Source organism: Pseudarthrobacter sp. S6 (assembly GCF_050156575.1).
Taxonomy (GTDB): Bacteria; Actinomycetota; Actinomycetes; order Actinomycetales; family Micrococcaceae; genus Arthrobacter.
Genome location: NZ_CP189581.1, coordinates 2,876,318 through 2,900,617, shown reverse-complemented (window position 1 = coordinate 2,900,617; position 24,300 = coordinate 2,876,318). Strand labels below are relative to the sequence as shown.

Below are 24,300 nucleotides of genomic sequence, written 5' to 3'. Positions count from 1 at the left end.
TTCAGTAGCCGGAAAACGAGTCAACATGCACCCGCCGAGCGCCGGCTTTCCGGGCTGCACGGCGCAGCGAAGCGACGCTCGCAGGGGACCCGGAGATGTAGACAGCGCGGTCGGCAATGTCGGGCACCAGGACTTTCAGGGAATCTCCGTCCAGCCGTCCAGCGGCGGCACCCCCGGACTCCGGCGTCCCGGCATCGGTGATGAACGACGGCGGGACGGAACCGTCTGCGAGGCGAGCCAGGATGCGCGCCCCGGACGCCTGCAACTCGGGCGCATAGGCAATTTCCGCAGGATTGCGTGCCAGCAGAAGCAGCACCACGTCCCGGTCCTGGGCCGCGCCGGAAGACAGATGGGCAAGAAAAGGCGTGATGCCGATGCCCGCCGCGATCAGAAGGACGGGGGCCCGGGCATCGCGGGGCAGGACAAAATCTCCGCCCACGGACGTGGCTGACACTTCATCACCAGGCTTCAGGTCCAGCAGGACTTTCTTCGCCGCGGACAGGGGCTCCGCCGTCCGGACGCCAAACGTCACCGTCTCCGAACCGGGGGCACTGGTCAAACTGAACACCCGACGTCGGCCTTTACCGTCTGACTTCGCATGCGGCAGATCCAGTTCCATATACTGTCCCGGCACAAAGCGGATGGGCCGGGACGGTTCAAAGGCAAACTCCGTGGTGCTCGGCGTCAGAGGACGGGAGCCAGTGAACCGGAGCCTGAGCCCGCCCCGCTGGCCCACGAGAAACGCCAGCAAGTTGCCGGTCAGCAGTGCCAGTTCCGGAGAGTTGGCGATGAAGCCGAAGTTGTAAGGGAGTGCGAAGAGCGCGCCAACGAAGGCAGCGAGTGCGAGCTGTTGCCAGCGGCGTGGCGCGAGGGTGAGAGGCTCTGTCAGCATAAAGCCGACGAAGAACAGCAAGGGTCGTTGGGCGAGTGCCTGCCAGAGTGCGCTGCCCAAGGTGAGCCCTGCCTGCATCAGCTCAGCGCTCACAATTGCCGTGGCAACCACAAGGAACAAGGTCGCCATCAGCAACTTCCGTGTCCTGTACAGGACCAGGAGGATCCCCGGGATCAGCAGCCAGAGCATGGCGGGGGTCGCCGCCCACCATGTCGCTATGTTCAGCCCGGTCAGCCCGGTCACGAACGCTCCGGCAGCGGCGGGGTTGAAGATGTGCCGGCCACGCCAGGCCAACGCGTATTTGGAGGCGGAGGCCAGCACACAAGCCAGGGCCACCCCCGCCATATCCAGGGGCGTAAAGGAGGGCCAGAACAGGAAAAACAGCAGCAGGCCGGTGATCAGCGACGACTCGGAATGCGGGCGGACGTGGAAAAGGGCGGCCAGCCCGCGGTTGGACACATAGGTTAGGCCAAGACACAGCGCCAGGTGGACCAGCATCTGCGGGATGCCGAACGTCAGCCAGCCAAGGGCGTTCAGCAGAAGGCTGTACGCGGCAAGAGCAGCCAGTACCAGCAGGATCAGCCGGTACATCGTGTACTTGCCCAACAGGGCGTCCAGCCGGACGGCGGTGAATACGGCAGTTGCCTTGGGGGCGTCAACGGGGCTCATGAGAACAGTGTCCCTTCAAATCCGGCTGAGTAGGCAGCACTGCCATCAGAAAAAACCGTGAGCCAGGAAAAATCGAATGTCTGTTCCAGTTCGCTGCCGGGGACAAAGAACAGGGCCGTGGCCAAAGCATCGGCAACCATGGTGCTTTCCGCTATGGTCCACGTGCCCACCGCGGTGCTGACGGGCAGCCCTGTGGTGCCATCGAGCACATGGTGCAGGCCGTCGCCCCATGCCCGTCGGTTTGAGGCTGACGCGCACAAGGCGTTGCCTGCCAGCGACACAGTGCCGATGGCCCTCGCCGGATCGTACGGGTGCTCCAATGCCACGGACACCGGATCAGGCCCGCGGTGAAGCAGGTCGCCGCTGGCGTCAATCAGGAAGGAATCCACGCCACAGGAGCGTAACTCAACGGCGAGAAGGTCCACCAGCTGTCCTTTCCCAACAGCACCGATATCCAGAACCAGGGGGGCGAAGGTGGTCAGAACCTGGCCGTTCCACGTCAGGACGTCCTCCCAGCGGGGTGCCGGAAGTGCGGACCCTTCAGGCCGGAGGGAATATGCGGCGTCGTACCCGAGGCGCTCCAGGCTGCCGCCGACCAGGGGCGTCATCGCTCCGCCGGTGATGTCATACAGCGAGCGGTACAGCCAGCCAAGGTCGGCGGCTTCCGCCGGCAGCTCATACCGCCCTGGCTCGCGGGCCATGGCACTGACTGTCGAATCGGACCTAAAACGGGACCAGTCGCCGTCGTACCGCTCCACCAAGGTGAGCAGTCGGGCCCGGACACCGGCATCGAGCGGACGGGGCGTGGAGATTTCCCACCGGGTACCGATGCCGTCGAAGCGGAAGTCCTCCGGGCCCGGCACGGCCTACTGGGCCTCGGCCTTGATCTTGTCCAGCGCCTGGTTGAAGCCGCCGCTGGTGAGCGAGGACCCGGCCACCTTGGAGACCTTGAGTTCATCGATGCTCTTGCCCACAACCTGCGCCGCGATCCCGCCGGCGAACTCGCCCTGGAATTTCCGCGTGTTCGGGCTCGAAGGGTGCTGGGTGATGTTCACGGCCGTGACCGTGCCGGAGGCGAGCGTCAGCTCAACCCCGACGGTTTCGGTGCCATTGGGGGACACATAGGTGCCGTCGGCACTGTAGGTGCCGTCTACATAGGACGAGCCGCTGCTGCCCGTCGTTGATGCTGTGCCGGAAGGGGCGGTGGATGCCCCGGAGGTGTTCTCGGATGTTGAGGCGGGTGTGGCAGACGGCGCGCAGCCCGCCACTGTTCCGGCGAGGGACAGGCCGGCGATGCCGACGAAAACACTCTTGCGGACTGACGGACTCATATTGGGGCTCGCTTCGTGGGCTGGGTGCTTACGGTGTACTCAACGTCTGATTCATCGTATTGGTTCACCCTGCGTATTAGCAGTGCGTCCGCTGTGTGGAAAAGTTGTCCGGAAACAGTCATGCACCATGCCGAAATTCGTCCATGTGGCAGCCGCCGGTAGGCTAGAGGGGTGACTCCCGAAGAACTCTCCCTCGCCATATCCGCCTGCCTGAAAGACGCCGTCGCCGCTGGCGAAATCGCGCTTTCTGCATCAGCTGTCCCTGATGAGGTGCGCGTGGAGCGACCGAAGAACCGGGAGCACGGAGACTGGGCCACCAATATAGCCCTCCAGCTTTCCAAGCAGGCCGGCACCAACCCGCGTGAATTCGCCACCATCCTCAGCGCCCGGTTGAAGTCCATCGACGGCGTCTCTGCCGTCGATATCGCTGGCCCCGGTTTCCTGAACATCACGGTGGACGCCGCCGCAGCGGGTGCCCTGGCGAAGGCCATTGTGGAAGCCGGCCGGGACTACGGCACCACCACCACGCTCGCTGGCCACGTGGTGAACATGGAATTTGTGTCGGCGAACCCCACCGGTCCGCTGCACATCGGCCACACCCGCTGGGCCGCCTTGGGCGACGCCATCGCCCGCGTTCTGCGTGCTTCAGGCGCGGAGGTCACCGCCGAGTACTACATCAACGACGCCGGTTCGCAGATGAATGTGTTCGCGAACTCTGTTTATTCCAGGCTGCACGGACTTCCGGTGCCGGAGGGCGGCTACCCGGGCCAGTACATTGCAGACCTCGGCCACGACGTTCTGAGCGCGCACCCCGATATCCGCGAGCTCACCGAAGTCGCCGCCCTCCCCGTCATCCGCGCTGCCGCCTACAAGGCCCAGCTGAAGGACATCAAGGACACGCTCGCCGATTTTGGCGTTGCCTTCGACGTCTACTTCTCGGAGCAGGAACTGCACGACGCCGGCGCGATCGAAAGTGCCGTGGCCCGCCTTCGCGAGCAGGGCCACGTGTTCGACGACGGCGGTGCGGTCTGGTTGCGTACCACCGACTTCGGCGACGACAAGGACCGGGTGATGATCCGCGCGAACGGCGAACCCACCTATTTCGCCGCGGACGCCGCTTACTACTTGTCCAAAAAGGACCGTGGCTTCACCGAGAAAATCTACCTCCTCGGCGCCGACCACCACGGCTACATCAACCGGCTTAAGTCCATCGCTGCCTGTGCCGGCGATGATCCCGACGTCAACATCGAGGTGCTGATCGGCCAGCTGGTCTCTGTCAATGGCGCCAAGCTGTCCAAACGGGCCGGTAACATCATCGAGCTCAAGGATCTCATCGACTGGCTGGGCAAGGACGCCGTGCGGTACTCCCTGGCCCGTTTCCCTGCGGATTCCCCACTCACCCTGGATCCTGACCTGCTGAAGAAGCACAGCAACGAGAACCCGGTCTTCTACGTCCAGTACGCCCATGCGCGTACCCGCGGCGCGGCCCGCAACGCCGTGGCTGCAGGCGTGGACCGGAGCGCCTTCGAGGCCTCGCTGCTGGACCATGCCACGGAAAACGAACTGCTCTCCTACCTCGGCAGCTACCCGTCCATCGTGGCCAAGGCCGCAGAATTGCGTGAGCCGCACCGCGTGGCCCGCCATCTTGAGGTCATCGCCGGCGCGTACCACCGCTGGTACGACGCCTGCCGCATCGCACCCATGGGTGACGAACCGGTGACCGACGTTAACCGGACGCGCCTGTGGCTGAACGACGCCACCAGCCAGGTGCTGGCCAACGGTTTGGACCTGCTGGGCGTATCCGCGCCGGAACGGATGTAAGACCCATGCCTGCAGAGGAAATTTCAGCACAGGGCAAGCCAGCGCAGGACACCAACCCCGCATCCCCGCTGGGGCCCGAATGGCTCGCCGTTCCCGCGGACCTGAATGCGCTCCACGAACCAATGTGGGCGCAGGATGTGCAGAAGAACGACGTCGGTGAGCTCGCCATCGATGGCATCGCTGTCAGCGAGCTCAAGGCACAATTCGGCACGCCGCTCTTTGTGATGAGTGAGACCGATTTCCGGGCCCGCGCCCGCTCCTTCAAGGACGCCTTTGACGCCGCGTTTGCTGACATCTGCGGAGGAGTGGACGTCTACTACGCGGGCAAGTCCTTCCTGTGCACCGCAGTAGCTGCCTGGGTGGCGGACGAGGGACTCCGGCTGGACACCTGTTCCGGCGGCGAGCTCGCTGTAGCCGCCCGGGCCGGCATCAAGGGCGAGAACCTGGGCCTGCACGGCAACAACAAATCCGACGCCGAGATCAACCGTGCGCTGGATATGAAGCTGGGCCGCATCGTGGTGGACAGCCTCGACGAGCTGGATCGGGTTGCGAAGATCGCCTCGGGCCGCGGCGAAATTGCCAACGTTATGCTGCGCCTGACGCCGGGCGTGCACGCGCACACCCACGAGTTCATCGCCACCGCCCACGAGGACCAGAAGTTCGGCCTCTCCATGGCCGGCGATTCCACGGAGCAGGCCGGACTGTCAGCAGCGGAGGAAGCCGTGGCGGCAGCCACGGGCTACGCCAGCATCGAACTGCTGGGCCTGCACTGCCACATCGGCTCGCAGATCTTCGAGCCGGACGGCTTCGAGCTCGCGGCGCAGAAGCTCCTGCGTTTCCACGCGGCCATGCAGGAAAAGTACGCCATCGTTATGCCCGAGCTGGACCTTGGCGGCGGCTACGGCATTGCCTACACCCCGGCGGACACCCCCCGCCCCGCAGCCGAGATCGCGCAGGCGATGGCCGCCGTCGTGCGTTCCACCTGCGCCGAGCTGGGGATCACGTCACCCCGAATTTCCATCGAACCCGGACGTGCGATTGTTGGCAGCACAACCTTTACGTTGTACGAGGTGGGCACCCTGAAAACCGTGCGGGTGGATGTCCCGGCCGGCGACGCAGGGCAGGAGAACGTTACGCATCCCCGCCGGTATGTGTCAGTGGACGGCGGTATGAGCGATAACGCCCGCCCGGTGCTCTACGACGCGGATTATTCGGCGATTCTGGCCTCGCGCACGTCGGCCGCGGCTCCGCGACTGTCCCGCGTGGTGGGCAAACATTGCGAGAGCGGCGACATAGTTGTTAGAGATGTATATCTGCCCGAGGACGTGGCAGCCGGTGATCTGCTTGCTGTACCGGGGACCGGCGCCTACTGCTGGGCCCTGTCAAGCAACTACAACTATCTGGCCCGGCCGGGCGTTGTCGCGGTGCGCGGCGGATCTGCCCGGCTGATTGTCCGCGGGGAAACCGAAGAAGATCTGCTTAACCGCGACATGGGAGTGCCGAATGACTGAATTGCGAACCCTGAAAGTAGCCCTGCTGGGCTGTGGCAACGTTGGGGCCCAGGTTGCGCGGATTCTCATTGAAGACGCCGACGCCCTTGCCGCCCGTACCGGGGCGCGCCTGCAGCTCAGCGGCATCGCGGTGCGCAACGTCAATGCCAAGCGGGATGTGGACCTGCCGCAGGACCTCTTCACCACCGACGCCGACACCCTGGTCAAGGACGCGGACCTGGTGATCGAGCTTATGGGCGGGATCGAGCCTGCCCGCACGCTGATCCTCTCCGCCCTGCGCAACGGCGCCTGTGTTGTCACCGGCAACAAGGCCCTGCTCGCCCAGGACGGCCCCACCCTCTACGAAGAGGCGGACAAGGCCGGCGTGCAGCTGTCCTACGAAGCCGCCGTAGCCGGTGCCATCCCCATCCTGCGCCCCATCCGGGACAGCCTGGCCGGCGACCGCATCACCCGTGTGCTGGGCATCGTCAACGGCACCACCAACTTCATCCTGGACCAGATGGACTCCACCGGCGCCCAGTTCGCGGACGCCCTCGCCGAAGCCCAGCGCCTCGGTTACGCGGAGGCTGACCCCACCGCCGACGTCGAAGGCCACGATGCCGCAGCCAAGGCCGCCATCCTGGCCTCGCTGTCTTTCCACACCCGCTTCGCCCTGGAGAACGTCCACTGCGAGGGCATCACCTCCGTTAGCGCCGCGGACATCGCCGCGGCCAAAGACGCCGGCTTTGTCATCAAACTGCTGGCCATCGCCGAAAAGCTCACCGATGCCGACGGCGGAGAAGGCGTCTCCGTGCGCGTGCACCCCACGCTGCTGCCGCAAGAGCACCCGCTGGCCGCCGTTCGCGGCGCGTTCAACGCGGTCTTTATTGAGGCGGAAAACGCCGGCGAGCTGATGTTCTACGGACGGGGTGCCGGCGGAACTCCGACGGCATCGGCCGTGCTGGGTGACCTCGTTTCGGCCGCCCGCCGCATTGTGCTGGGTGGTCCCGGTCGCACGGAGACCACCACGGGCCACGTCCCGGCGCTGCCCATCGACGCGGTCATGACCAGCTACTACATCGGCCTGGATGTGGCTGACCAGCCCGGCGTGCTGGCCCGGATCGCCCAGCTCTTTGCGGAGCAAGGCGTGTCCATCGAAATCATGCGGCAGACCATCCACCGGGACGCAGAGTCCAACGTGGAGTCGGCCGAACTGCGGATCGTTACGCACCGCGCATCAGAGGCTGCCCTCGCAGCCACCGTCGAGGCCGTCAAAGGCCTGGACGTCATCAATTCAGTAACATCCGTTCTGCGGGTAGAAGGAGTCTAAGTGGCTCACCAATGGCGCGGCGTTATCCGCGAATACGCTGACCGTCTGCCTGTCACGGAGTCCACCCGGGTCATCACGCTGGGCGAGGGCGGCACTCCGCTGGTCCACGCGCAGAAGCTCTCCGAGCTCACGGGTTCCACCGTGTACCTGAAGGTCGAGGGGATGAACCCCACCGGTTCCTTCAAGGACCGCGGCATGACCATGGCCATGACGGCCGCTGTTGCGTCCGGTGCAAAGGCAGTCGTGTGCGCGTCCACCGGCAACACCTCAGCTTCCGCCGCGGCGTACGCCACGGCAGCGGGACTGAAATGTGCGGTGCTGGTCCCCGAGGGCAAGATCTCCATGGGTAAGCTGAGCCAGGCCATCGCGCACGGCGCCACGCTGCTCCAGGTGGACGGCAACTTCGATAACTGCCTGGACATTGCACGGAAGCTGGGGGAGTCCTACCCGGTGTTCCTGGTCAACTCCGTGAACCCGGCCCGCATCCAGGGCCAGAAGACGGGCGCGTTTGAGATTGTCGATTCGCTCGGCGATGCTCCGGACATCCACGTCCTTCCCGTCGGCAACGCCGGTAACATCACCGCGTACTGGAAGGGCTACAAGGAATACTCGGCGCCGTTCGAATCCGAAACAGCCGGAACCCTGCCCGCCGTGTCCACCAAAACCCCCCAGATGTGGGGCTTCCAGGCAGCCGGCGCGGCACCGTTCGTCGCGGGGCACCCGATCACGGAGCCGGACACCATCGCCACTGCCATCCGGATCGGCAACCCGGCATCCTGGGACGGTGCCATCGCGGCCCGCGACGAGTCCGGCGGATTCATCGATGCCGTGACTGACGAGCAGATCCTCGATGCCCACCGCTGGCTGTCCGCCCGCGAAGGCGTTTTTGTGGAGCCCGGGTCCGCCGCCGGTGTGGCCGGCCTGCTCAAGAAGCATGCAGCCGGTGAAGTTCCTACCGGCAAAACGATCGTCATCACCGTTACCGGCCACGGACTCAAGGACCCCCAGTGGGCCCTCCGGACCGAGGACGGCAGTGAAGTGCAGCCCGTCAAGGTCTCCAACGACGTCGTGACAGTCGCAGCTGAACTGGGACTGGAAGAAAAGTAGCCTTGGAAACCACCTCGACCACCGCCGTTGACCTGCCCGTCATCGAGGCAGGACAGCGCGTCACCGTCAGAGTCCCGGCCACCAGCGCCAACCTCGGACCGGGTTACGACAGCCTGGGCCTCGCCCTGGCACTGCACGACACCCTGACAGTGGAAAGCCTTAAAACTGATGAGCTCCTGTTCGAGCTCAGCGGCGAGGGGGCGGACAGCCTGCCGCGCGACGGGAGCCACCTCGTGGTCCAGGCCATGGAGGCCGCTTTCTCGCGGCTGGGCTACCGTCACGGCGGGCTAAAAATTACGGCGACGAACGTCAATCCGCACGGCCGTGGCCTGGGGTCGTCAGCCTCGGCGGTGGTGGCCGCAGTATCCGCCGCCAACGCCATGGTGCCGGCGGCGGGGCAGCGAGGGCGGGACTGGATCCTGCAGCTCACCAGCGAGATGGAAGGCCACCCGGACAACGTCGCACCGGCGATTTTCGGCGGATTGGCGCTATCATGGCAGGACAGTGACCAGTACAGCAGCACCTGCGCCACCGTTGTTGGTTCGGTCATTCCCATCGTCGCAGTTCCTGACTTTGAACTGTCCACCGAAGCGGCCCGCGCGCTGCTGCCGGCGTCCGTGGGCCACCACGCCGCGGCGATGAACTCCGGCCGGGCTGCGCTCCTCATCCACGCGCTGACCCGGAAGCCGGAGTTCCTGGTCGCCGGTACCGAGGACTACCTTCACCAGAGCTACCGGGCCGAGGCAATGCGCCCCAGTGCGGCCCTGATCAGGGCACTGCGCAACGCCGGCCACGCGGCAGTGGTTTCAGGGGCCGGGCCGACAGTTCTGGTTCTCGCGAACGGCGAGGCCGAAGCCGCCGAGGTGCTTGGGTTTATTGAGTCCTTTACTGAGGCGAACACCCCGGGTATCGGCTGGCGCGTCCTGAAGCTGGCAGTGGACGTCGAAGGTGCTAAGGTGGACTTGCACCGGCGGTAATCCCGCCTATCTGATCGGCAGCTGCATTCAGTTGTTAGTGATCTCCTACTGCGAAATATTCTCCGGTGCCGCCTGCTTGGTCTGTCGCAGGAATCTGCAGCTGAATTGTCTGCCCCTGAACCGTCAGTCCGGCGCCCCGCCATTAATCGGTGCGTGAGGTGAATCAATATCCGGCCCTGCTGGCCGAAATCCAACCGGCAAGACCGAAAATGTCGGCTGCAGATCTGAACTGCAGCCCAGATCAAAATCATCGCGTCCAGCTCCCAGTCTGGACGCCGTCGAGGGGGAAGGATCCTTCGTGACCGAAACCACTGAGCTGTCTTCAGCTGTGGAACCATCAACTTCTGCTGCCGGATCGTCAACGGCCGCACCCGCCAAGAGCAGTGGCCTCGCTGGCCTTAAGCTCGCCCAGTTGCAGGCACTTGCCAGCCAGCTGGGGATTTCCGGCGGATCCCGTATGCGTAAGGGGGATCTGGTGACCGCCATTTCCGCCCATCGTGCAGGTACGTCAGTCAGCAAGGCTCCGGCCAAGGCTGCCGAAAAGGCGACCGAAAACCACGTGGCGCCGGCTGCTGCCGCACCCGTGGCTGCCGCAAGCGAAACCTCGGAGGCTCCGGCCGCTGAGGGGACCCGTGCACGCGGCCGTGGACGCAGCCGCCGCGCTGTCAGCGACGGAGTAGTTACGGCACCCGCCGCGGCAACTGCCGCCGAAGCTCCGGCCGCTGCACCCGCTGAGGCTCCGGCGTCGGCGCCCGTTGAGGCCGCCGCTGAAGGGGAACGCCGCCAGCCGCGTACCCGCAACCGCCGCCGCGGCGATGCGGCAGCCACGTCAACGCAGCCAGAAGAAATTGAGGCTCCGGCCGAGCAGCCCGCCGCTGAACAGCGCCAGGCTGACCGCACCGAAACGCAGCGTTCCGATTCCCAGGCCGCCGAAGCAGGCGACAGCCAGCGTGCTGAGCGCCGTGAGAGCGGGCGCACCCGTGGCGCCCGCGACACCGCAGCCCGGGACACCACCGCCCGTGAAACCCCTGCCCGCGAGAGCACGTCTCGAGACACCAGCGCCCGCGAGACCACCGATGGTGGCCGCGACAACGCAGGCAGCCGCGACGCCGGCCAGCGTGATGGTGCCCGCCGCGATGACAACCGCGACAACGACGATGCTGACGGCGGAAGCCGCCGGAACCGCCGCAACCGCAGGGACCGGAACGATCGCAATGACCGCTCCGGTGGCGGCCAGGATAGCCGGGACAACTCCCGCAACGACCGTAACGACCGTTTCCGCGACCGGAACGACCGCCGTCGGGGACGCACCCAGGGACCGGACGTCGACGACGTCGAGGTCACCGAGGACGACGTCCTGCTGCCCGTCGCCGGCATCCTGGACGTGCTGGAGAACTACGCGTTCATCCGCACCTCCGGCTACCTGCCGGGCCCGAACGACGTCTACGTCTCTCTCGCCCAGGTCAAGAAGTACAACCTGCGCAAGGGCGATGCCTGCGTCGGTGCCATCCGTGCACCGCGTGAAGGCGAAGACCGCAGCCAGCAGACTGCACGCCAGAAGTTCAACGCCCTGGTCCGTGTCACGTCCGTCAACGGAAAGACGCCGGAAGAGCTCAAGGACCGCGTCGAATTCGCCAAGCTGGTTCCGCTGTACCCGTCCGAGCGCCTGCGCCTCGAGACGGATCCCAAGAAGATCGGCCCCCGTGTCATTGACCTGGTTGCCCCGATCGGCAAGGGCCAGCGCGGCCTGATCGTCTCCCCGCCGAAGGCCGGCAAGACGCTCATCCTGCAGTCCATCGCCAACGCCATCACCATCAATAATCCTGAAGTCCACCTCATGATGGTGCTCGTTGACGAGCGTCCCGAAGAAGTCACGGACATGCAGCGCACGGTCAAGGGTGAGGTCATTGCTTCTACCTTCGACCGTCCTGCCGATGACCACACCACCGTTGCCGAGCTCTCCATCGAACGCGCCAAGCGCCTCGTGGAAATGGGCATGGACGTGGTGGTCCTCCTGGACTCCATGACCCGTCTGGGCCGCGCCTACAACCTGGCAGCACCGGCCTCCGGCCGAATCCTGTCCGGTGGTGTCGACTCCGCCGCGCTGTACCCGCCGAAGCGTTTCTTCGGTGCAGCCCGCAACATCGAAAACGGCGGCTCGCTGACCATCCTGGCAACCGCGCTCGTCGAGACCGGTTCCAAGATGGACGAGGTCATCTTCGAAGAGTTTAAGGGCACCGGCAACATGGAGCTCCGCCTGTCCCGCCAGCTGGCGGACAAGCGCATCTTCCCGGCTGTGGATGTCAACGCGTCCGGCACCCGCCGCGAAGAGAACCTGCTTTCCCCCGAGGAAGTCAAGATCATGTGGAAGCTGCGCCGTGTCCTTTCCGGACTCGAAACGCAGCAGAGCCTTGAGCTGCTGACCAACAAGATCCGGGAGACCGGGAGCAACGTCGAGTTCCTCATGCAGGTCCAGAAGACAACGCTTGGTGCGAAGTCGGATAACGACAAGTAGCGGCGCTCACCGCTCAAAATATGCCGGCCTGATGGCCGGCATATTTTGGGCGGTTCGTCGTTAAGTCCCATGAAACTAGACTTGCAAGAGTCGAAAGAGGTTTTGAAATGTTTGAGTCCGTACAGGGCCTGCTTGATGAGCATGATGCTATCCAGTCGCAGCTTGGTGACCCTGCTGTTTATGCTGACCAGCGGCTGGCCCGGAAGCTGGGGCGGCGGTCCGCGCAGCTCAATGGCATCGTGGAGGCATACAACAAGTGGCATGCCCTGGAGGACGACCTCGCCGCGGCCAAGGAAATGGCCGCGGAGGACCCTGAGTTTGCTGCCGAGGTTCCCGTGCTGGAGGCAGCGCTGGAGCAGGCTTCCGCGAAGCTGCGCAGGCTCCTCATTCCGCGGGACCCTGACGACGCCCGGAACGTGATCCTCGAGGTCAAGGGTGGCGAAGGTGGCGACGAAGCCGCACTGTTCGCCGGCGACCTCCTGCGCATGTACACCCGGTACGCGGAATCCCGCGGCTGGAAGACTGAACTCATCTCAGCCAACGAGTCCGATCTTGGTGGCTACAAGGACGTCCAGATGGCCGTCAAGGGCAACTCGAACGATCCTGCCGAAGGCGTTTACGCTCGGCTCAAGTTCGAAGGCGGCGTCCACCGCGTGCAGCGTGTGCCCGTCACCGAATCGCAGGGCCGCATCCATACCTCTGCCGCCGGCGTCCTGGTCCTTCCCGAGGTCGATGAGCCCGAAGAGCTGGACATCAACCAGAACGATCTTAAGATCGACGTCTACCGCTCCTCTGGTCCCGGTGGCCAGTCCGTGAACACCACGGACTCCGCTGTCCGTATCACGCACCTTCCCACCGGCATCGTGGTGGCCATGCAGAACGAGAAATCCCAGCTGCAGAACCGCGAAGCAGGCATGCGCGTCCTTCGTGCCCGAATCCTTGCGCACCAGCAGGAAATCATCGACGCCGAGAACTCGGCCCAGCGCAAGTCCCAGATCCGCACCATGGACCGTTCCGAGCGCATCCGCACGTACAACTACCCGGAAAACCGGATCGCGGACCACCGCACCGGCTACAAGGCATACAACCTGGACCAGGTCATGAACGGTGACCTGGAACCGGTCATCCAGTCCGCCATCGAGATGGACGAACAGGCACGCCTGGACGCCATCGGCGACTAGCCGCCGGCACTCATGACACTCGGGTCCGGGCAGTCCCTCGCGGCTGCCGTTAGCGAGGCCACGGCGATCCTCCGGGACGCCGGGGTCCCCAGCCCCCGCGTCGACGCGGAACTCCTGGCGGACCACCTGCTCAGTGTGGGGCTGGGCAGGCTCCGGGCGATGATGCTGGGGGACACCCCCGCACCTGTTGGCTACGCCGAACTTGTTGCTGAACGGGCCCAACGGATCCCGCTGCAGCACATCACCGGGGTGGCGCATTTCAGGTACCTGGAGCTTGCCGTCGGGCCCGGGGTCTTTATCCCCCGGCCGGAAACAGAGTCCGTTGTCCAACTGGTCATCGACCACGTCAAGGGCATGGCACACCCGCGGATTGTGGACCTGGGAACGGGGTCGGGCGCGATCGCCGGCTCCATTGCCCACGAGGTGCCCGGCGCGGAAGTCCACGCCGTGGAATACAGTCCGTTCGCGCACGCGTGGGCGGCCAGGAACCTGGCGCCGTTGGGCGTCAAGCTGGTGCTGGGGGACCTCCGCGACGCGCTGCCGGAACTTAACGGAACCTTCGACGTCGTAATTTCCAACCCGCCCTATATTCCCGCCGAAGCCATCCCGAATGAACCCGAAGTTGCCCTGCACGATCCTCCCGAAGCCCTGTACGGCGGGGGAGCGGACGGCATGGAACTTCCGACGGCGGCGGCCGCCTCGGCTGCCCGGCTGCTGGTTCCCGGCGGCTACTTCGTGATGGAACACGCGGAAGTCCAGGCCGGCTGGATCGCCGGCATGATGCAACGGACGGGTGCCTGGCGGGAGATCACCACACACCTGGACCTCAACGGCAAGGAACGCGCCACCAGCGCCGTCCTTGCCGGTCCGCACCACGAGTGATGAAAGAATAGGCCAGTGACCACAACCTACAACTGCACGTCAGCGGATCAGCGCGCCCTTGGCCTGGAGCATGCCCAGCGTGCCATCAGCGAAAAGAAGTGCGTGGTGTTCCCCACGGACACGGTTTACGGAATTGCCGCCGACGCCTTTTCGCCGCAGGCCGTCACCATGCTGTTGGCCTCCAAAGGGCGCAGCCGCACCATGCCGCCGCCCGTACTGATTCCCCGGATCAACGCGCTGGACGGCCTGGCCACAGATGTTTCCGCTGATGCCCGCAAGCTCGCCGAGGCGTTCTGGCCGGGGGGACTGACCCTGATCCTGCACGCCCAGCCGTCACTGGACTGGGACCTGGGCGAGACCCAGGGAACCGTGGCCCTGCGTATGCCCGCCGACGAAGTGGCCCAGGAACTACTGACCTTGACGGGTCCGCTGGCTGTGTCCTCCGCCAACCGGACCGGCCAGCCGCCGGCGCAGACCGCCGCTGAGGCGCGGGCCCAGCTCGCGGAGTCCGTGGAGGTCTACCTCGAAGGCGGTTTCCGGCCGGTGGAAGGAACCGACGCCGTTCCTTCCACGATTGTGGACGCCACCGGTCCGCTCCTGCGGGTGGTGCGCAACGGCGCCGTGTCCCTGGAACAACTCCGCGAGCACGTTCCGGGAGTATTGGGCCTGGGCGAAATTCCGATGGCTGAGCCCGAGGAAGAATCTGAGGAAGTCGCTCTTCCGGCCGAATCAGACGCCGAATGGGACGCATCTGATGGACCTGCCGCTGAAAAAACTGTCGACGGGCCGGCCGCACCGGTCCGGGAGACTGACGGGTGAGCCTGGCACGCCAGAACATCCCTTTCCTCGGCGTCGATGCCACTCCGCTGACGGTGGACGGACTGGTTGAGGTGCTCTCCGGGTTTGTCGACGACGGGACCCGACGCACCGTCGTCGGACATAACCTGCACAGCGTGACGCTGACCCATTCCGGCGCAGGATTCCGCTCTCTGTACGAGAACAGCGACGTGGTGCTCCTGGACGGTGCACCGGTGCTGTGGTTGTGGGGCAGGACGGGAAACGCTGTCAGCTCGCTGATGGATTACCGGCTGGGGTCGACCGACTGGCTGCCGTCCCTGGGCCTGGTGGACGGCCTTGAACGGATCGCCGTGGTCGGTGCCGGCACGGAAGCCAACGCCAAAGCGGTCACACGGCTCCAGGGCATTGCCCCGGCCGCCAGCGTGACAGGGTTCCCTGGCGAAGGCTGGAACGACGACGTCGAAACCGCCGCGGTGGGCTGGCTCGTGGAGCAGCAACCCCAGCTCGTCCTGCTCGGGCTGGGCATGCCACTCCAGGAATCAGTGCTGCAGCGTCGCCTGGATATGCTCCCGCCGGCCATCTACTGCACGGTGGGCGGCGCCATCGAGCAGCTGGCGGGCGTGCAAAAACTGGCACCGCGCTGGCTGGGAAGGCTCGGGCTGGAGTGGGCGTGGCGCCTGCTGCTGCATCCGCGCAGGGTTGCGTACCGCGTTTTCGGCGAGCCGTGGGTACTCCTCTGGCTCCTGGTCCGGCGCCGGCTGCGCCGCGTATCCTAGAACTCCTGGTCCTCAAGCGGCGCGAAGCCTTTAGCACGCAGTCCTTTCGTAAAGGACCGTGCCCAGGCGAGCAGTCCAGGCAGGTCACGGCGCTTCGCAAAATAGCCAAGATAGCCGCCGACGTCGGCCACCAGCGACTTGACCCGGAAATAGCGGCGGATCAGGTACCCGCGGTTGCGGTAGTAGTAGTAACGCTTGAACGCCGAATCCGGCACAATCACATGCCAGCGTGCACCAAATACATGCTGCGTCTCGGAAAACGCATGCGGGTGGGTGATGGCGGTGGTGGTCACTGTGCCGAACCTGATACCAGCCTTGCGGAGGCGGATGGTGAAGTCCACTTCGTCGCCGCGGATAAAGAGGCGCATGTCCGGCAGGCCCACCTTGAAAAACACGTCGGACCTGATCAGGGCACCGTTAAAGAAGTGTCCGTCGTTGGGCAGGAAACCTACTTTTTCCAGTTCGGCCCGGTCGTGGCTGACTTTCCCATCCAGCCGGAAGAAAAAGGACAGCCGGTCGGGATGGCCCGGGGCAACCACCAGCGGGACCACGGCTTCAAGGTCGCGGGCCTCGGCTTCACGCAGCAGCGTGGCGAGGCATTCGGGATCTGTCGGCTCGGCGTCGTCGTCCATCATCCAGACCCATTTGGCACCGCTGGCCACCGCCTTCAGCGCGGCGAGGGCAAAGCCGCCTGCGCCGCCGAGGTTCGCTTCGGAACGGACGTAGTCAACATTTGTGTGCCGCACGGCAACATCGCGTGCGGGGTCCGTGCCGCTGTCGACAAGGCAGATGGTGTCCACTGCCGCGGACTGCGCATTAATGGCGTCCAGCAGGACGGACAGCTCCTTATGACGGTTAAATGTCACGGCGGCAACTGCAACCCGGACGGTCATGGGGATTCCTTTCAGCATGGCCTTCAGGGGATTCCCCGCTCGCAATGCGCCAGTGTGGCGCGAAGCCATGGAGCCGTTGGCGCTAGTATCTTGACTAGAGTCCACTGTAATACAGCCCTGTAAGGCACCAAGCACTGCCTACTGCGCGCCCGGCGACGGAGAAGTTTCATTTATCGAAAGTCAGATTCCCCGCCAGTGAGCCCATCGATCGAGGACCACCTGTTCGGGCCGCTGTCCATGCCTGAGCGCACCCGCAGGGTTGCGCCGAACACCGACGAAACGGCCGCTATCGCATGATTATGTACCTGCTTATGGGGCTGACGGCTGCCGTCGTGTCCTACGGAGCCACTTGGGGTGCCCGTGTCATCGGGCACCGGCTTGAACTCCACGCTCCCATCCGCAGCCGTGACATGCATACGACGCCGGTGTCCCGGCTGGGCGGGGTTGCCATCTTCCTCGGCGTACTGGTGGCCCTCCTCGTGGCCAGCCAGTCCTTCTTCGTCAAGGACATCTACCGGAACAACTTCTCGCCGTGGGGCGTATTGGCGGGCGCGGCGCTGATCGTGCTCGTGGGGATCGCGGACGACCTCCTGGACATCCGTTGGTGGATGAAACTCATCGGCCAGAGCGCTGCAGCCCTGGTGGTGGCGACCTGGGGAGTCCAGATGACGATTGTGCCGTGGGTTCCGGAGCCGATCTTCCTTGAGAACGAGATGCTTCGAGTGGTGCTGACAGCCGGGCTCATCGTCACCACCATGAACGCCTTCAACTTCATTGACGGCCTCGACGGGCTGGCCGCCGGCGTGGCGATCATCGGCGGAACCGCGTTCTTCCTGACGGCCTATTGGGTGCACCGGAACTCAGATGTGCTAGACAAATCCGATCTCGCGACGCTCCTGACCGCGGTCGTGGTGGGCGGTTGCATTGGCTTTGTGCCGCACAACTGGTTTCCGTCGAAAATCTTCATGGGTGACTCCGGTGCCATGTTGATTGGGCTGCTGATGGCCTCCGCCGGTATTGTCTCCACCGGCCAGATCACGTCCGGGCTGTATGACCGGGCAAACGGTATCTCCACCGTCATACCCATCCTGCTGCCCTTCGCCGTACTCTTCCTGCCGTTGCTTGACCTGGGCCTCGCCGTAGTGCGCAGGACAGCCCGAGGGCGATCACCCTGGTCCGCCGACCGGGGACACCTCCATCACAAGCTGCTGGACATCGGGTACTCGCACCGGACCGCCGTGATCCTGCTCTACTTGTGGACAGCGGTGCTGTCGTTCGGCGGCCTGGCTTTTGCCGTGTTCCCGTGGCAGGTGGTGCTGGCGGTGGACATCTTCGCAACGTTGGTGATGGGCTTGGTCACGGCCTGGCCGTACCTGCGCCGGGGGAGCGACGAGTTCACCGCGTAACCGCGTTCGGATTTATTTCTATCTCGTGTAGAATTCAGGTGCAGCCAAAGCTGCCCTCCACCCCAGCCCCAGGGCGCCGACGATTGGGATCTTGTGACCTCCAACGCCGAATCCGGACATGCGTCCGGCAGCGGACCCGTTGGTGTTTCCGGTCCCACGCGGTCTTTGTGGCTTCGCCTCCTCGCGCTCAGTTCAGCTGCCGGTGCAGGCGCGCTGATCCTGGTGGGCATCCCGGCGGTGATCCTGAACGGCCCCAGCGGCCTTCTGTCCAGTACTTTGGGCGGCCTCCTGGTGATGCTCTTCTTCGCCGTCAGTCTCCTTGTGGGCCACTTCATGGGGCGCAACAACCCCTCAGGTGCCATCGGAATGTTCGTGGCCACATATTTTGTCAAGGTCGTGGGTTTCGCAGTTGTCCTGTTTGTGATCGGAGCGCCTGCCTGGCTTCACGCGCAATGGTTCCTGATTGGTGCCGTTGCCACTGTTGTCTTCTGGCAGGCCGCCGAAATCTATGGCTTCAGCACGGCACGCCTGCAGATTTACAACGACCCCGAGCCCAAGGAGCCGAACGATGTCTGATCGGAAACGACCAGCCGAAAACGGCTCTTCCGCGCCCAAGAACGCTGCTCCCACGATGGGGGTGTCGGCCGAAAACAACGACGGCGGATACAACGCCGGAATGGCCGTCTTTAGCTACATTATTGGCGGAATCATCGTCTGGAGTTTGATAGGGTGGGGTCTGGATAATCTGTGGGGAACCCGCTGGATCGTGCTCGCAGGCGCTCTGCTTGGAGCTCTCGGGGGTTTCTATCTTTCCCACATGCATGGCCTTACCAGTTCCAGAACCACGGCCGGTAAGAGCAGAGCAGACAGCGGCCCGTCCGCGGACGGAAACACAAATGCCAAATAATTTCACAGGGGGAGCTGCGGAGCACAAATCCGCGGGTCCTCGACCAACGCCCAATGATGGACACTGCAGAGAGGAAACGCGTTGATCGCGCTTGCGCTCCCGGCCCAAGATTCAGGAGAGTTTAATCCTCCTGGAATTGAAGAAATGCACCTGCCGGCAATCCTGCCGTGGGGGGTGGCTGACGGATTCTCCAAGCAGATGCTGCTCGTAATCCTGTCGGTCGTCATTATCGCCACATTCTTTCTGCTAGCTGCGCGGAAGCAGCAGCTTGTTCCCGGCAAGCTCCAGTTCGCTGGTGAAATGGCCTATGGCTTTGTGCGTAACAGCATCGCCAAGGACATTATCGGTGGCAAAGACTTTATGAAGTATGTGCCGCTGTTGTTCAGCCTCTTCTTCTTTATCCTCGTAAACAACATTTACGGCGCCATTCCCGTGATTCAGCTGCCGAGCTTCTCGCACGTCGGCGGCGCCTATGTCCTGGCGGGCATTGTGTACGTCACGTGGATTGGCATTGGCATCAAGAAGAACGGCCTGAAGTACTTCAAGCTGGCCACGGTACCCTCCGGTGTACCGGTCTATATTCTCCCTCTCATCATCCCGATCGAGATCATCTCGAACTTCCTGGTCCGGCCCGTCACGCACAGCCTCCGTCTGTTTGCCACCATGCTGGCCGGCCACCTGATCGTCATGATCGCCGGTTCCGGCATTGAGTTCCTCATCATGCAGGAGAGCGTCCTTCTCAAGGGAGCCTCGGTACTCGTCCTGGCCGGTTCCATCGCCATGTACATGCTCGAGGCGCTCATCATGGCCCTCCAGGCGTACGTCTTCACGCTGCTGACTGCCATCTATATCGAAGGCGCGCTGCACGCGGACAGCCACTAAGGCACCCACAATCTTCCCCTCACGGGGATGAAGCAACCCAAACAACCTGCCACATGGGTGGCATCTTGAAAGGAAGAAAAATGGAAGGCTCCATCAACGGCTCCCTCAACCTCATCGGCTACGGCCTCTCCGCCATCGGTGGTGGTATCGGTGTGGGTCTCGTGTTCGCCGCTTACATCAACGGCGTAGCACGTCAGCCGGAGGCCCAGCGCGTCCTGCAGCCGATCGCATTCCTCGGCCTGGCCCTGACTGAAGCCCTCGCCATCCTCGGCCTGGTCTTCGCCTTCGTTCTCAAGTAAACCTTCAGAACCAAGCGAACATCCAGAACCGAGTAGATAAGGACGGGTGAATTATGTATCAAACGATCATCTCAGCCGCCGTGGAAGGCGCCGAGGCGACCAACCCGCTCGTTCCCAACGTCTGGGAAATGGGCGTTGTCCTCGTCGGCTTTGCTGTCCTCATGTTCATCGTGGTCAAGTTCGTTGTCCCGATGTTCGAGAAGACGTTTGCAGAGCGTGCCGAGGCCATTGAAGGTGGCATTGCCAAGGCAGAAAAGGCGCAGGCAGAGGCTTCTGCAGCACTCGAAGAGTACAAGCAGCAGCTCACGGAAGGCCGCGCGGAAGCTAACCGCATCCGCGAGGAAGCCCGTGCTGAAGGCGCCCAGATTCTTGCAGATCTGAAGGAAAAGGCTGCCGCTGAGTCTGCCCGCATCACGGCACAGGCACACGTGCAGATCGAATCGGAGCGCCAGGCCGCAGTTGTGTCCCTGCGCTCCGAGGTGGGCACGCTGGCCACCACGCTGGCAGGCCGCATCGTTGGCGAAGCACTCAACGATGACGAGCGTTCTGCCCGTGTGGTTGACCGCTTCCTGGCAGATCTGGAGAACCAGAACGCAGGTGCAGCTAAGTAATGTCAGGTGTATCGAGCGAATCGCTGACCAAGGCGCTGACCCAACTGGAAGCAAAGCTTCCGTTGGCCTCGCTGCAGTTGGCTAAGGAACTCTTCGGAATCCTGGGAACGGTGGACAGCTCGGCTGGCTTGCGCCGCGCCCTGACTGACCCGTCCCGCACCGGTGACGAAAAGTCGGCGCTTGTCAGGCAGCTGGTTGGCGGAAAAGTCTCCGCTGAGGCTGCGGACATCGCGGGCGGACTGGCCAGTTCACGCTGGGCATCGGCCCGAGATATCGGCGATGCACTCGAGACGCTTGCCGCAACGGTGGTTATCGCCGTTGCTGAAAACAAGTCGGCCGTTTCTGCCTCCGGAATCTCTGGGCTGGAAGAGCTGGAGAACGATCTGTTCTCCTTCAACCAGGCCGTTGCCTCCAACCACGAGGTACAACGTGCTCTGTCTGAGCCGCAGGCCAGTGCTGCAGCGAAGACCGGGTTGGCGCAGAAGTTGCATCCCGGCGCAGGCGAGGCAGCAAACGTCCTCATTGCGCAGGCGGTTTCCCAGCCCCGCGGCATCAAGCCGACCATGCTGCTAGCCCGGTTCGCCGAGCTGGCAGCCAAGCGGCAGCAGCGCTGGATTGCAACGGTCAGTGTCACCCGTCCTTTGACGGAAACGCAGTTCGCCCGCCTCCAGTCAGGGCTTAATTCCCTGTACGCTCGCGAGCTCAAGATCAACCTCACCGTTGATCCTGAACTGATCGGTGGAATCCGCGTCCAGGTGGGTGACGAAGTGCTTGACGCTTCGGTTATAACCCGGCTGGGTCAGCTTCACCGCCAACTGGCCGGTTAGCCGGACAAGCACAACTTAACGAAACGAAACCCCGGTCATCGTGAGCAACGATGATCACGAAAACAGGAGAGCAGGGACTGCAGATGGCCGAATTGACCATCAACGCCGACGACGTCCGTAATGCGTTGAACGAGTTCGCGGCGTCCTACGAACCCGGAAACGCAGAGCGCGTAGAGGTTGGCCGTGTAACAACCGCAGGTGACGGCATCGCCCGTGTTGAGGGCCTTCCCTCGGTCATGGCGAACGAGCTGCTTCGCTTTGAAGACGGCACCCTGGGCCTGGCCCAGAACCTTGACGTCCGCGAGATCGGTGTCATCGTACTCGGTGACTTCACCGGAATCGAAGAGGGCCAGGAAGTCCACCGCACGGGTCAGGTTCTGTCCGTACCGGTAGGCGACGCCTTCCTCGGCCGTGTGGTTGACCCCTTGGGCCAGCCCATCGACGACCTCGGCGAGATCAAGGCCGAAACCACCCGTGCTCTGGAACTCCAGGCGCCCGGCGTGACCCAGCGTAAGTCGGTCCACGAGCCGATGCAGACCGGTCTGAAGGCTATCGACGCCATGATCCCGATCGGCCGCGGCCAGCGTCAGCTGATCATCGGTGACCGCCAGACCGGCAAGTCGGCAATCGCTATCGACACCATCATCAACCAGAAGGCCAACTGGGCTTCCGGCGACGTGACCAAGCAGGTGCGTTGCATCTACGTGGCAATCGGTCAGAAGGCATCCACCATTGCGGCTGTCCGTCAGACCCTTGAGGACAACGGCGCTCTGGAATACACCACCATTGTGGCTTCCCCGGCGTCTGACCCCGCAGGCTTCAAGTACCTGGCACCGTACGCCGGTTCGGCCATCGGCCAGCACTGGATGTACGGCGGCAAACACGTCCTCATCGTGTTTGATGACCTCTCCAAGCAGGCCGAGGCGTACCGTGCAGTGTCACTGCTGCTGCGCCGCCCGCCGGGACGCGAAGCTTACCCGGGCGACGTCTTCTACTTGCACTCCCGCCTGCTGGAGCGTTGTGCCAAGCTCTCTGACGAGCTCGGTGCCGGTTCGATGACCGGCCTGCCACTCATCGAGACCAAGGCAAACGACGTCTCTGCCTACATCCCGACCAACGTGATCTCCATTACCGATGGCCAGATCTTCCTGCAGTCGGACCTCTTCAACGCTAACCAGCGTCCGGCTGTCGACGTGGGTGTCTCTGTGTCCCGCGTTGGTGGTGCTGCCCAGGTCAAGTCCATGAAGAAGGTCTCCGGTACTTTGAAGCTGGAATTGGCCCAGTACCGCGACATGCAGGCTTTCGCCATGTTCGCTTCGGACCTTGATGCCGCATCGCGCCAGCAGCTGACCCGTGGTGCCCGCCTGATGGAGCTGCTCAAGCAGGGCCAGTACTCTCCGTTCCCGATCGAGAACCAGGTTGTGTCCATCTGGGCCGGTACCAACGGCTACCTCGACGAGGTTCCGGTTGAGGACATCAACCGCTTTGAGACCGAATTCCTGGAGCACCTCAAGCACAAGTCCTCCATCCTCACCACGCTGGCGCAGACCAACGTTATGGACGATGACACTGCCGAAGCACTGAAGACTGCAATCGTGGCCTTCAAAAAGGGCTTCTTCGGTGAAGGTGACAACCGCCTGGTAGGCGCCGGCCACGAGGAGCACGACGCTATCTCCGAGGGTGCCGTTGACCAGGAAAAAATCGTCAAGCAGAAGCGCTAGTTTCGCTGGCAGGGACTGCCGGGACCTTTGAGGTTCCGGCAGTCCCGGCCATCGGGATCTTAGGAAAGGAAAAGTATGGGAGCCCAGATTCGGGTCTACCGCCAGAAGATCAGCTCGACCACGTCGATGCGCAAGATCTTCAAGGCGATGGAACTGATCGCTACCTCGCGCATTGGCAAGGCCCGCGCACGCGTAGCGGCTTCACTGCCTTACGCAAACGCGATTACGCGTGCCGTTTCTGCTGTCGCGAGCCAGAGCGAAATCGACCACCCGTTGGTCACCGAACCGGAGCAGATCCGCCGGGCCGCCGTCCTGGTCATCAGTGCTGACCGCGGCCTTGCCGGTTCCTATTCGGCAAGTGTGCTTAAGCAGGCGGTTGGCCTCAACGAACTGCTCCGCGGAGAGGGCAAAGAAGTCAAGACGTATGTGATGGGCCGCAAGGCGCAGGCGTACTTTGACTTCCGCACCCTTCCTTACGAGCGGGTGTGGACCGGCAACACGGATGCGCCCGAGTTTGGAACTGCACGTGAAGTCGGCGCGGCACTGCTCGAAGCCTTCGCGACAGACTATGAAGAGGGTGGCGTGGACGAGATCCATGTCGTTTACACCCGCTTCAAGTCCATGGTGATGCAGGAGCCGACGGTTATCCGGCTGCTTCCGCTCGAGGTTGTTGAAGAGCAGGCGGCGTCCGAGTCGGACCTCCTGCCGCTCTACGAATTCGAGCCGGAGGCGGAACAGGTCCTTGATGCCCTGCTGCCGCGCTACATCGAGTCACGCATTTTTGCCGCCATGTTGCAGGCCGCAGCTTCCGAGCTTGCAGCCCGTCAGCGGGCGATGAAGTCTGCCGGCGACAACGCCACGGACCTTATCAAGAAGTACACGCGTCTGCGCAACACAGCCCGACAGGCTGAAATTACGCAGGAGCTTTCTGAAATCGTTGCCGGTGCCGACGCCTTGAACGCGTCCTAGCCCGGTCCGGTCCAGC

General features: G+C 63.7%; 23 protein-coding genes. 19 read left to right on the top strand and 4 right to left on the bottom strand.

The window, feature by feature from the left end:
* Window position 1: 1 nt before the first annotated feature.
* The 3 genes from ACQCS0_RS13855 to ACQCS0_RS13845 are packed head-to-tail and all read right to left on the bottom strand — an operon-like array spanning window position 2 to window position 2,892.
* Window positions 2-1,561, bottom strand: a complete 1,560-nt coding sequence (locus tag ACQCS0_RS13855) for an oxidoreductase (protein ID WP_354223176.1) — start codon at window positions 1,559-1,561, stop codon at window positions 2-4.
* Window positions 1,558-2,424, bottom strand: a complete 867-nt coding sequence (locus ACQCS0_RS13850) for an FAD:protein FMN transferase (RefSeq protein ID WP_354153608.1) — start codon at window positions 2,422-2,424, stop codon at window positions 1,558-1,560. The genes ACQCS0_RS13855 and ACQCS0_RS13850 overlap by 4 nt, the downstream gene beginning before the upstream one ends.
* A gap of 3 nt (window positions 2,425-2,427) precedes the next feature.
* On the bottom strand, window positions 2,428-2,892 hold the full coding sequence (locus tag ACQCS0_RS13845; protein ID WP_354153609.1) for an FMN-binding protein: 465 nt from the start codon (window positions 2,890-2,892) through the stop codon (window positions 2,428-2,430).
* A 171-nt stretch (window positions 2,893-3,063) separates the two neighbouring features.
* Between ACQCS0_RS13845 and argS the strand changes: the two genes are divergently transcribed.
* The 10 genes from argS to ACQCS0_RS13795 all read left to right on the top strand — a co-directional run bounded on the left by argS (window position 3,064) and on the right by ACQCS0_RS13795 (window position 15,769).
* On the top strand, window positions 3,064-4,713 hold the full coding sequence (gene argS, locus ACQCS0_RS13840) for an arginine--tRNA ligase (RefSeq protein WP_354153610.1): 1,650 nt from the start codon (window positions 3,064-3,066) through the stop codon (window positions 4,711-4,713).
* 5 nt (window positions 4,714-4,718) lie between these two features.
* Window positions 4,719-6,224, top strand: coding sequence for a diaminopimelate decarboxylase (lysA, locus tag ACQCS0_RS13835; protein WP_354153611.1), 1,506 nt, complete (start codon window positions 4,719-4,721; stop codon window positions 6,222-6,224).
* On the top strand, window positions 6,217-7,533 hold the full coding sequence (locus tag ACQCS0_RS13830; RefSeq protein WP_354153612.1) for a homoserine dehydrogenase: 1,317 nt from the start codon (window positions 6,217-6,219) through the stop codon (window positions 7,531-7,533). Before lysA ends, ACQCS0_RS13830 begins: the two co-directional genes overlap by 8 nt.
* A complete protein-coding gene (gene thrC / locus ACQCS0_RS13825; RefSeq protein ID WP_056349448.1) occupies window positions 7,534-8,640 on the top strand; it encodes a threonine synthase in 1,107 nt (368 codons plus the stop codon).
* Between the two features lie 2 nt (window positions 8,641-8,642).
* The gene (gene thrB / locus ACQCS0_RS13820) at window positions 8,643-9,617 is read left to right on the top strand and encodes a homoserine kinase (RefSeq protein WP_354153613.1); all 975 of its coding nucleotides are present in this window, start codon (window positions 8,643-8,645) and stop codon (window positions 9,615-9,617) included.
* 298 nt (window positions 9,618-9,915) lie between these two features.
* Window positions 9,916-12,132, top strand: a complete 2,217-nt coding sequence (rho, locus tag ACQCS0_RS13815; RefSeq protein WP_354153614.1) for a transcription termination factor Rho — start codon at window positions 9,916-9,918, stop codon at window positions 12,130-12,132.
* Between the two features lie 107 nt (window positions 12,133-12,239).
* Window positions 12,240-13,313 carry a peptide chain release factor 1 gene (gene prfA, locus ACQCS0_RS13810; protein WP_354153615.1) on the top strand — a complete coding sequence of 358 codons (1,074 nt, stop codon included), beginning with the start codon at window positions 12,240-12,242 and terminating at the stop codon, window positions 13,311-13,313.
* 12 nt (window positions 13,314-13,325) lie between these two features.
* A complete protein-coding gene (gene prmC / locus ACQCS0_RS13805; protein ID WP_354153616.1) occupies window positions 13,326-14,195 on the top strand; it encodes a peptide chain release factor N(5)-glutamine methyltransferase in 870 nt (289 codons plus the stop codon).
* 15 nt (window positions 14,196-14,210) lie between these two features.
* A complete protein-coding gene (locus tag ACQCS0_RS13800) occupies window positions 14,211-15,014 on the top strand; it encodes an L-threonylcarbamoyladenylate synthase (protein WP_354153617.1) in 804 nt (267 codons plus the stop codon).
* The gene (locus ACQCS0_RS13795; RefSeq protein ID WP_354153618.1) at window positions 15,011-15,769 is read left to right on the top strand and encodes a WecB/TagA/CpsF family glycosyltransferase; all 759 of its coding nucleotides are present in this window, start codon (window positions 15,011-15,013) and stop codon (window positions 15,767-15,769) included. Before ACQCS0_RS13800 ends, ACQCS0_RS13795 begins: the two co-directional genes overlap by 4 nt.
* Here ACQCS0_RS13795 and ACQCS0_RS13790 read toward each other — a convergent pair.
* Window positions 15,766-16,662 carry a glycosyltransferase gene (locus ACQCS0_RS13790; RefSeq protein WP_354153619.1) on the bottom strand — a complete coding sequence of 299 codons (897 nt, stop codon included), beginning with the start codon at window positions 16,660-16,662 and terminating at the stop codon, window positions 15,766-15,768. The genes ACQCS0_RS13795 and ACQCS0_RS13790 overlap by 4 nt on opposite strands.
* Before the next feature lie 293 nt (window positions 16,663-16,955).
* Here ACQCS0_RS13790 and ACQCS0_RS13785 point away from each other — a divergent pair, with 293 nt between their 5' ends.
* From ACQCS0_RS13785 to ACQCS0_RS13745, 9 genes are all read left to right on the top strand, one after another.
* Entirely contained in the window at window positions 16,956-18,068 is a 1,113-nt protein-coding gene (locus ACQCS0_RS13785) for an MraY family glycosyltransferase (protein WP_354153620.1), read from the top strand.
* Window positions 18,069-18,161: 93 nt separating this feature from the next.
* Complete coding sequence (locus tag ACQCS0_RS13780) at window positions 18,162-18,644, top strand: hypothetical protein (RefSeq protein ID WP_354153621.1); 483 nt, start codon at window positions 18,162-18,164, stop codon at window positions 18,642-18,644.
* 55 nt (window positions 18,645-18,699) lie between these two features.
* Window positions 18,700-18,975, top strand: a complete 276-nt coding sequence (locus tag ACQCS0_RS13775) for a hypothetical protein (RefSeq protein WP_282329072.1) — start codon at window positions 18,700-18,702, stop codon at window positions 18,973-18,975.
* 81 nt (window positions 18,976-19,056) lie between these two features.
* The gene (gene atpB / locus ACQCS0_RS13770) at window positions 19,057-19,857 is read left to right on the top strand and encodes a F0F1 ATP synthase subunit A (protein ID WP_354153622.1); all 801 of its coding nucleotides are present in this window, start codon (window positions 19,057-19,059) and stop codon (window positions 19,855-19,857) included.
* A gap of 80 nt (window positions 19,858-19,937) precedes the next feature.
* On the top strand, window positions 19,938-20,156 hold the full coding sequence (gene atpE / locus ACQCS0_RS13765) for an ATP synthase F0 subunit C (RefSeq protein WP_003804776.1): 219 nt from the start codon (window positions 19,938-19,940) through the stop codon (window positions 20,154-20,156).
* A 53-nt stretch (window positions 20,157-20,209) separates the two neighbouring features.
* The gene (locus ACQCS0_RS13760) at window positions 20,210-20,767 is read left to right on the top strand and encodes a F0F1 ATP synthase subunit B (RefSeq protein ID WP_354153623.1); all 558 of its coding nucleotides are present in this window, start codon (window positions 20,210-20,212) and stop codon (window positions 20,765-20,767) included.
* Window positions 20,767-21,594 carry a F0F1 ATP synthase subunit delta gene (locus ACQCS0_RS13755; protein ID WP_354153624.1) on the top strand — a complete coding sequence of 276 codons (828 nt, stop codon included), beginning with the start codon at window positions 20,767-20,769 and terminating at the stop codon, window positions 21,592-21,594. The genes ACQCS0_RS13760 and ACQCS0_RS13755 overlap by 1 nt, the downstream gene beginning before the upstream one ends.
* Window positions 21,595-21,677: 83 nt before the next feature.
* Window positions 21,678-23,315, top strand: coding sequence for a F0F1 ATP synthase subunit alpha (gene atpA, locus ACQCS0_RS13750; RefSeq protein WP_354153625.1), 1,638 nt, complete (start codon window positions 21,678-21,680; stop codon window positions 23,313-23,315).
* A 75-nt stretch (window positions 23,316-23,390) separates the two neighbouring features.
* The gene (locus tag ACQCS0_RS13745) at window positions 23,391-24,284 is read left to right on the top strand and encodes a F0F1 ATP synthase subunit gamma (RefSeq protein WP_282328949.1); all 894 of its coding nucleotides are present in this window, start codon (window positions 23,391-23,393) and stop codon (window positions 24,282-24,284) included.
* The last annotated feature ends 16 nt before the right edge of the window (window positions 24,285-24,300 follow it).